This window comes from Ruegeria sp. D7, from assembly GCF_056534355.1.
Map to the genome: position 1 here is coordinate 1 of NZ_JBQFPG010000025.1, position 8,830 is coordinate 8,830.

General features: G+C 55.1%; 9 protein-coding genes. 6 read left to right on the plus strand and 3 right to left on the minus strand.

Going from position 1 to position 8,830, the window contains the following annotated elements:
• Positions 1-64: 64 nt before the first annotated feature.
• Positions 65-883 carry a sulfotransferase family protein gene (locus tag ACRZ9U_RS20770; RefSeq protein ID WP_170408717.1) on the minus strand — a complete coding sequence of 273 codons (819 nt, stop codon included), beginning with the start codon at positions 881-883 and terminating at the stop codon, positions 65-67.
• A 140-nt stretch (positions 884-1,023) separates the two neighbouring features.
• Between ACRZ9U_RS20770 and ACRZ9U_RS20775 the strand changes: the two genes are divergently transcribed.
• On the plus strand, positions 1,024-2,601 hold the full coding sequence (locus ACRZ9U_RS20775) for a DUF5928 domain-containing protein (protein ID WP_170408718.1): 1,578 nt from the start codon (positions 1,024-1,026) through the stop codon (positions 2,599-2,601).
• A gap of 38 nt (positions 2,602-2,639) precedes the next feature.
• Here the strand turns inward: ACRZ9U_RS20775 and amaB are convergent, their stop codons facing one another.
• Both amaB and ACRZ9U_RS20785 read right to left on the minus strand, forming a co-directional pair.
• Positions 2,640-4,151, minus strand: coding sequence for an L-piperidine-6-carboxylate dehydrogenase (gene amaB, locus ACRZ9U_RS20780; protein WP_480454505.1), 1,512 nt, complete (start codon positions 4,149-4,151; stop codon positions 2,640-2,642).
• 3 nt (positions 4,152-4,154) lie between these two features.
• Positions 4,155-5,261 (minus strand): saccharopine dehydrogenase NADP-binding domain-containing protein, encoded by a 1,107-nt coding sequence (locus ACRZ9U_RS20785; protein ID WP_170408719.1) that lies wholly within the window; start codon positions 5,259-5,261, stop codon positions 4,155-4,157.
• Positions 5,262-5,533: 272 nt separating this feature from the next.
• On the opposite strand from ACRZ9U_RS20785, the gene ACRZ9U_RS20790 reads away from it, so the two are divergent.
• From ACRZ9U_RS20790 to ACRZ9U_RS20810, 5 genes are read left to right on the plus strand one after another with little or no spacing between them, the layout of a single operon-like run.
• Positions 5,534-5,965, plus strand: coding sequence for a hypothetical protein (locus tag ACRZ9U_RS20790; protein ID WP_170408720.1), 432 nt, complete (start codon positions 5,534-5,536; stop codon positions 5,963-5,965).
• Positions 5,962-6,624, plus strand: a complete 663-nt coding sequence (locus tag ACRZ9U_RS20795; protein WP_170408721.1) for a MotA/TolQ/ExbB proton channel family protein — start codon at positions 5,962-5,964, stop codon at positions 6,622-6,624. Before ACRZ9U_RS20790 ends, ACRZ9U_RS20795 begins: the two co-directional genes overlap by 4 nt.
• Positions 6,625-6,655: 31 nt before the next feature.
• Positions 6,656-6,982, plus strand: a complete 327-nt coding sequence (locus tag ACRZ9U_RS20800) for a biopolymer transporter ExbD (protein WP_170408722.1) — start codon at positions 6,656-6,658, stop codon at positions 6,980-6,982.
• A gap of 4 nt (positions 6,983-6,986) precedes the next feature.
• Positions 6,987-7,364 carry an ExbD/TolR family protein gene (locus ACRZ9U_RS20805; protein ID WP_170408723.1) on the plus strand — a complete coding sequence of 126 codons (378 nt, stop codon included), beginning with the start codon at positions 6,987-6,989 and terminating at the stop codon, positions 7,362-7,364.
• Positions 7,361-8,416, plus strand: coding sequence for an energy transducer TonB family protein (locus tag ACRZ9U_RS20810; protein WP_480886161.1), 1,056 nt, complete (start codon positions 7,361-7,363; stop codon positions 8,414-8,416). Before ACRZ9U_RS20805 ends, ACRZ9U_RS20810 begins: the two co-directional genes overlap by 4 nt.
• Positions 8,417-8,830 lie beyond the last annotated feature (414 nt).

Sequence of the window (8,830 nt, forward strand, 5' to 3'; positions counted from 1 at the left end):
CAACCAGAGGAGATGTCTCACAAGAGACATTGACGATGGGCGGGAGCCTCACACTTCGAGCGTCTTAATCACCCAGCTTGGCGTGAATCTCATCTAGATCGATCTCACCCGTCGGCATTTTGTTGGCGGGATTTTCGAAATCATACTTGAACAGTTCAAAATCCTGTTTGTAGATCTCGTAGACCAGATGCATCGACAAATCGTCAAAGTAATCCTCGACCGGATGCACGCGTTTTGGCCCATGGCCTTCGGATTCGTTAAAGCGCGGGATCTCGGACAGAGTCACAGGATGCGAGGTTTCAAGATTGTCCAACACACCCTGCATCCCATCGTTGAACTTCTCGGTCCAAAAAATACGATCATATCGCCCGCCATTAGCGATCAGCGTCGAGACATGGCCAGACATGGCCGACCAGTGAATGTCGGGGTCCATCGGACGCCGCCAACGAATCGTGTCGCGTGCGAATAAAAGGAACCGGCGGAAACTGGCAATTTGGTCAAACTCGCCCTTGCCGTCGTCACCCCCGACTTCGATTCCATAGTTGTAAATCAGCGTTGGCACCAGATTGCCGCGATAGCGTTTGCCGTTGCGCTGGATGCCGCAGATCTTGTCAAAAAAGGAACTGAGAATGCGTGTGTAGGGATTACGCACGCAGGTAAACGTATAGGACTGGTGCGATCGAATATTTCTGGCAATCGGATCCTGACTGGCACCAAAGGCCCACTTGTGCATTCCGTCCTTGGCATCGTGAATGTCACCATCAAAGAAGCTGCCATGATCCGAGAAATACATGATTTGCCCGATCGTCGAGCAGGCGCATTTCGGCACAACACGGTAGACCATGCTTTGACTTTCGGTCATCCATGTTCCGGGAAAACCCATCTACTGCGCCTCCTTAGCCAGTTATCGTATTGATACTCCGGCATTTTGACCCAAAGAACCAAAAATATTCTGTTTATTCAATCGCTCATCCTCAGTATCACGGTTGCAAATGGGCAGAAACGGGGAATTACGAAACGCAAATGGCAAAGATTGCCTATATCTTGCTGTGTCACAAAGACCCTGACGCAATCATTGCGCAGGCCAGTCAGCTGACGGCTGCCGGCGATTGTATGGCGATCCATTTTGACGCCCGCGCCAACGATACGGATTATGCGCAGATACGCGACGCCCTGAAAGATAACCGCAATGTCACATTTGCAACGAAGCGGATCAAATGCGGATGGGGCGAATGGTCACTGGTTCAGGCCACGCTCCATGCATTACAGGCGGCGGTGGATCAGTTCCCAAGGGTCACCCATTTTTACATGCTGTCCGGCGATTGCATGGCAATTAAAACCGCCGAGTATGTGCACAGCTTTCTTGATGAACGCGACATGGATTTCATCGAAAGCCATGACTTCTTCGAAAGCAATTGGATTAAGACCGGAATGAAAGAAGACCGGCTGATCTATCGTCACTATTTCAACGAACGCAATCAGCCGCGCCTGTTCTATGCCGCATACGAAATGCAAAAGCGTTTCGGTCTGACCCGCGGCATACCTGCAGACCTGCAGGTCAAGATCGGTAGCCAGTGGTGGTGCCTGCGCCGTCGCACAGTCGAGATGATTCTGGACTTCCTGCGCCAACGCCGCGATGTGGTCCGGTTTTTCTCGACCACCTGGATTCCGGACGAGACGTTCTTTCAGACGCTTGTTCGCCACCTCGTCCCGAAGCAGGAAATCGAAAACCGTACACTGACATTTTTGATGTTTTCCGACTATGGCATGCCTGTCACCTTCTACAATGATCACTATGACATGCTGTTGGGGCAGAACTACCTGTTCGCTCGCAAGATCAGCCCCGAGGCCCATGAGTTGAAGGAACGGTTGGGTCAGCTTTATGCCAGCGAAGGGGTCACGTTCCACATCTCGAACGAAGGGCGTAATCTGTATCACTTCCTTGCCGGTCGCGGTCGGGTAGGACGACGTTTCGCTCAGCGCTTTTGGGAGGTCGGCAATACGTTAGGCCCCGAGCGGCAGGCGTTTCTGATTGTTTGCAAGAAGTGGCATGTCGCCAAACGGCTTGTTGACCAGATCGCGTCGGAAACCCCCATTCCCTGCATCGAATACATCTATGATGAGCAGGATACGCCATTGCCCGATTTGGGTGGAATCGAGACGACCCTGATTAAGCGGTCGCGCCATCGGCGGGCCGTTGCACGTATGTTGTTCGATTATTTCCAAAGCGACAGGCTGGTACTCTGCGTAGATCCGGCCAATCTGGACGTCATTCAGGATTTCTGTGCAGATCAGGCCCAAACACGTGTTCTGGAAATCGAATGTGCCTATTCAGATGAATATCTGACGGGTCATGCCCATCGTGTCGGTCTTGCGGGCCAGAACAGCTCACAGGATTCTCTTGCACGCCTGCTACCGACCCTTCGCAATGCGCTGGCTTACGAATCCGAATTAATCCGCAGTACCCAGAATGATGGGCTGTTCCATTTGCGTGAGGCGGCGGAACGTTCGGAGAATGAGGTGATTATTGCGGAATTTCTGGGGATCAGTGCCGATCAGGCCAAAGCGATCATGCAACTGGATTACCTGTTCGCTGATTGAATCCGGCGGCACGATCAGGTGCCGCCGGACATTCGCGTTCAGATGTCGAATTTGACACCCTGCGCCAATGGCAACTCGGCTGAATAGTTTACCGTGTTGGTCTGACGGCGCATGTAGGCTTTCCAGGCATCTGATCCGCTTTCGCGCCCGCCTCCGGTCTCCTTCTCGCCACCAAATGCGCCACCGATCTCGGCCCCGGACGGGCCGATGTTCACATTGGCAATCCCGCAATCCGACCCGGCCGCTGTCAGGAATTGCTCGGCTTCGCGCATGTTCAGTGTAAAAACGCAGGACGACAAGCCCTGTGGCACGTCGTTCTGAATCTCGATCGCCTCGGCAAAATCGTCATAGCCCATGACGTAAAGGATCGGAGCAAAGGTCTCGGCCTTCACAGTCGCGGTCTGGCCCGGCATCTCAACGATGGCCGGTTGCATATAAACACCGCCCGGTACATTTTCGGTCACGCGCTGACCTCCGAACACGGCACCACCCTCGGCCTTTGCTGATTCAAGCGCTGCGGTCATCGCATTGCCCGAAGCTTCATCCACCAACGGCCCAATCAACGTACCCTCGGTCAACGGATTACCGATGGGTAGACCTGCATAGGCTTTCTTCAGACGCCCAACCAGTTCCTCGCGGATCGAGTTGTGTACAATCAACCGCCGCAGTGTCGTACAGCGCTGCCCTGCTGTCCCGACAGCCGAGAATACGATCGCGCGCACCGCCATTTCCAGATCAGCCGACGCCCCAACGATCATCGCGTTATTGCCGCCGAGTTCCAGAATACACTTTCCAAAGCGCTGCGCCACAATCGGCGCCACCGCGCGGCCCATCCGGGTCGAGCCGGTGGCTGAAATGATCGGCACATCCTCGCTGGCAACCAGCGCCTCACCCAGATCGGCACCACCGATCAGGGTCTGCAAAAGCCCCTCGGGGGCGTCACCAAACCGGGCCAATGCCCGCTCAAAGATTTTCTGGCAAGCCAACGCGGTCAGTGGCGTTTTCTCGGACGGTTTCCAAACTACCGGATCACCACAGACCAGGGCCAGCGCAGCATTCCACGACCATACCGCCACGGGGAAATTAAAGGCCGAGATCACTCCGACCGGTCCCGCCGGATGCCACGTTTCCATCATCCGGTGACCCGGGCGTTCCGAAGCAATGGTCAGACCATAAAGCTGCCGCGACAGACCAACAGCAAAATCGCAGATGTCGATCATCTCCTGCACTTCGCCCAGACCTTCCGAGGTGATCTTGCCTGCCTCCCAACTGACAAGCGCGCCAAGGTCGTCCTTGGCGGCCCGCAGCTCTTCGCCCAGCAGGCGGATCAACTCACCCCGGCGCGGAGCCGGCACAACGCGCCATTCCTTGAACGCCGCTTTCGAGCGGGCAAAGATGGCCCCCATCTCGGAAACCGGAGTTTCGTGAACCTCGGCCAACAGGCTGCCATCTATCGGAGAGGTCACCCGCAGCGACCCGCCGCTAAGCTCAGCTGCAGTCAGGTCCAAATTCGCAAGCGTGGTTTCAGCAGTCATTATAATGTCTTTCATATCTCAAGCCGCCTTGTTTTGTTCGGTAACGTCACCGGCGCGATAAAGCCGGCCAAATTCGGTGTTCAGGAAATCGGCAAGCTTTACCTGCTCTTGCCGAACAAAGCCTTTCGAGGGCAGAACCCCTGTCCGCATCAGATCGACGACACCCAATACGCCTGCCGCAGTGGTTACTTGGATCGCACTCCAGACTTGTCCATCGATGGTGCGCGCAAAGGATTTGTTGATCAGGGATTTCTCACGCAACGTGCCGTCAACGATGCCCTTTGCAGTGCAATAGACCAACACGACGTCTTGATCCGTACGCGGCAAGGCCGTTTCAAAAATCTCTTTCAGCAGATCGCGGCGACGCTCTAGTCCCAGGTCACTGAGCAACAAGCGCAAGATATCCCGATGGCCCGGATAGCGGATCGAGCGATAGGATACCGCCTTCGCCTTACCGTCTAGCGTCTCGGGCAAAGTGCCCAGCCCGCCCGATGTATTGAAGCACTCGTACTCGACTCCGTCATGGCCGATCAGCTCATAATCTTCGAGGGGGGCGGTCTTGACCCTCTCGCCATTCACAATGGCATCACATGGATTGCAGTATTCGTTGATTAGCCCATCAGTTGACCAAGTCAGGTTATATTTCAACGCGTTGGTCGGATAGAGCGGTAACGCCCCGACCCGCATATGCAGGCTGTCGATTTCATCGAACTCGGCCGCCAGCGCAGCGCCCGCAATCCCGACAAACCCGGGGGCCAACCCGCATTGCGGCATAAATGCCGTCTCGCTGTTCTGCGCCAGCTCGCGCACCGCGTTGGTGGCGGCGACATCTTCGGTCAGGTCAAAGTAATGCGCCCCAACAGTTTTGGCCGCGCTCGCAATCGCCGGTGTCAGAAAGAACGGCGCGGCAGAGATCACCGCATCAAACCCTTTAAGGCCTTTCTCCAAGCCCGCGCTATCGCTGGCATCAATCTGCCGCGTAGAAATGCCCCGTTTCTTGAATGCTGACAGGGCCGCAAGATCGTGATCGGCAACAGTCACCGTGTAATGTGCCGAGGTTTTCAGCAAAGTCGCGATCATCTGACCGATCTTCCCCGCCCCGACTACGCAAATATTCGAGCTCAAAACGCGCCTCCATTCTGTGTTTCTTTTGATTATGAAGGGCGACTTGTTCGGATTGCAGATCGTATCTTGACGAAATGAGGTAATATTCCGTCATTTTGCCATATTATACGTCACTTTGCTAAATAGCTTACTCGAATATGACTTCGAACATGGTCGAATTCACAATCGTTTCAGCGCTCCTTTGAAGTGATTGTACTATCAGGTATGAGAGGACCATTGTCGGCTATACAACGCGGGCAATCGCGGTTCGCCCAAGCATATAGGTGCCTTCAATGAGATCTCTCCGTGTCCTGCTTACCTGTTTCGCATGCCTGCTTCCTTTTGCAGCTCTGGCCCAATCCGCTGAGGCGCCTGCCGCTGAGATTTCGTTAGAGCTCAATGCCTTGGAAGACGTTGGTAGTGCCTGCAGATTGACCTTTCTGGTGACCAACCAATCCGGAGCCACTATCGATGAAGCCGTATTCGAGACGGTGATATTTGACACCGAAGGCAGTGTCGTTACCCTCTCGCTTTTTGATTTTCGCGACTTACCTTTGGATCGCCCACGTGTCCGTCAGTTCGATCTGCCAGAGATGTCTTGCACGACTGTTGGGCGCGCATTGATCAATGGCGCGAGTTCATGCGTGGTAAAAGGCTCCCAGAGCGACATCTGTCAATCGACCCTAACGCTCAGCAGCCGGATTGAAGTGGAGTTGCTTGGATGAATATTCTCTCTTCTCTTCGAGAGATCCTGACCCTTGGCGGACCCGTTGTGGCTATCCTTATTGTCATGTCGGTCCTGACCGTAGCAGTTAGTCTTTACAAGCTTTGGCAGTTCGCAGCCTGTGGCGTAGGGCGACACAAGATTCTGTCACAAGCGCTGCAAGCCTGGGATGCTGGAGATCGAGCCACTGCACGCGCGCGCCTCGCAAAGAGCAGCAGCTATCTTGCACCGCTTGTCGAAGCCGCGATGGACGCGCCGGACACTCCTGATCTGGACGCTCGACTGGATGCCGAAGCTGGATTGGCCCTGGCCGGGCTGGAGCGCGGATTTCGGCTTTTGGATACGGTCGCCCAGCTTGCACCCCTGCTTGGATTGTTCGGAACAGTTTTGGGAATGATCAATGCATTCCAAAGCCTTCAGTCTGCCGGGTCTTCTGTCGATCCCTCATTGTTGGCAGGTGGCATCTGGGTTGCTCTGGTAACAACAGCCGTTGGCCTTGCGGTGGCAATGCCGACTTCAATGGTCTTGTCTTGGTTTGAAAGCCGAACTGCCCGGGAACGGGTGTTTGCGGACAAAGCACTGCGCACGGTTCTGGTCCCGAACAACTCGAACCAGGCCGCCTCAGGCAGGACCGAGATTCTGAACGCTGAACATGCGTAACACGGAACCCTTTGTCAGACGACCGATGTCGATGACCCCGCTCATCGATGTCATCTTTTTGCTGTTGCTGTTTTTCATGTTGTCTTCAACTTTCTCAAAGTTCGCGGAGATCCAAATCAGCAGCGCAACCTCAGGCGCATCAGAATCGGCTGAACCCGTCGAGCGAATATTCATCCAGATCGGTACCGAGCGCGTGACTTTGAATGGCGAAACACTGGCGCTGGATGAACTGTCTACGCGGATCGGGGCCGGTCAGGCACTGGTAAGCCTTGATGCGGATACGTCCGCCCAACGACTTGTGGATTTGCTGGTTGTTTTGCGTGGCCGCGATGGCTTGACCGTCACGGTGTTGGAGTAGACCGATGATCCGCTTTGGTCGCCCAAGCCGCAAACGAGACTCGACCATCCCTCTGATCAACGTCGTCTTTCTGATGCTGATCTTCTTTCTGATTGCAGGCACCCTGGCACCACCGCTTGATCCAGAGCTGCAGCTTGTCGACACCTCGGAACTGGAAGGCCGCGACCCTCCCGATGCGCTTGTCTTGAACGCTGATGGCATCCTCAGTTTTCGTGGGGTGCAAACCGACCCTGAGGCTTTCATGTCCAGCCATGATGACGGACCGGTTAGGATTGTCCCCGACCGCAATGTTTCAGGCCAACGGTTGATGGAGGTAACCGGTGCCCTTCGACGGTATGGCGCGCCGTCTGTGTTCCTCGTGACCCAGCAGGCTTTGAAATGATCCGGAAGTCAGCGGCCATCGCTGCGTTGGCGGGTGTGCTTTCGCTTGTCCTGCATATCTTTGGGATCAGTTTCTACGGTTCCAGTCTGCCAGAACTGCGGGCCAGTGAGGAATCGGTCAGTTTGATCGAGCTTGGCAACACATTCGAGGAATTCACCGAAGACACGACGGACCCGGTGCAGCCGGACTCTGCTGAAGCCCCCGAGCCTCCGGTTGAAGACACTATTAAGCCCGATACTGCCGACATCCCGATCAGCGATACACTCGTCGCTTCCCCCAATCCTCAGCAGGTATCTTCACCCGATGTCGGAGCGCCCGTCGCCCCACGATCAGAGCTGCAAGAAGAGGTGCCGACCAAACCGGTCGCCCCGTCCAATCCGGAACCAGCCACAGACGCAGATACCTCCGTAACGTCAGCGGTCGACCCGGAACCCGAGCGCTTGGCAGCTTTACCGCCCACAGACGCCTCAACTGCGCCGGTCCCTCCACTAGAGAGTACGGCAGTCGAACCAGAAATCCCAAGTTCGGTCGATGAGCCAACAAACGAGCCACCAGAAGAACAAGCCGCGCCTTCCGATCAGGCCGTATCTGTTTCCAAACGCCCCCGCCTCCCGGACAGAAGGCCCGCAACGGATACGCCAAAATCACTTGATGGGTTCAGTAACTTCGATAACTTGCGCAACCCTACGCAGACATTGGAGTCGCCGCTTAGCCTTTATCAAAAGGAAGGGGCTGACCCGTTCCGAGCCAGCAGTGGCCGAAATCAAACCTCGGGTCGCGGCGTTGGAAACTCCGATACCACGAACTATGCCGGACAAGTCCTGGTCCACCTCAATCAAACGCCCGTCGTCTATGTCCCGGTCCGCGGGTTTGCGCAGGTATTCTTCGAAATTAATCCTGATGGATCACTGGCTTGGGTTGATATCGTCGATAGCTCTGGCTCACCTGAAATCGAACGCGCCGCCAGAGATCAAGTTATCCGCGCCGCTCCATTTCCCAGCCCACCAAGCGGGTCAAGCCGCAGGCTATCGTTTTATTACCAAAATAGTTGATACCAAAGACGGCAGTTCGCCGAACCAGTTGATCGTTCCCTGAATGCTTCAACACGCTCCAGCGAGAGGATTTCGATCGGTCGTCACGGCAAGATCACCTTGGGCGAAGCGCAGAAATTGGCAAAAAAGAGCTGAGGGGGTAAGTGGCTAGTTACGAAAAGAAGTTTCCTATCGTTGCTTCCACAGTGCTTCTAGAAGTGTTGGCGCAAATAGGAACACCGCCCTAGGGCGGTGCGTAAACATCTGATGTTGCACGGTGTTTTGTTTTCAGCATTAGGAATTGAACCTACGGCCTTCATGTTATGAGCCTGACGAGCTGAAGACGTTAAGCAATTGATCGGGGTGATCAATTGTAGTCTGCGCGGGCTGCTCTGGGATTTTCTAAAGTTGGTTGCGGGAGCAGGATTTGAACCT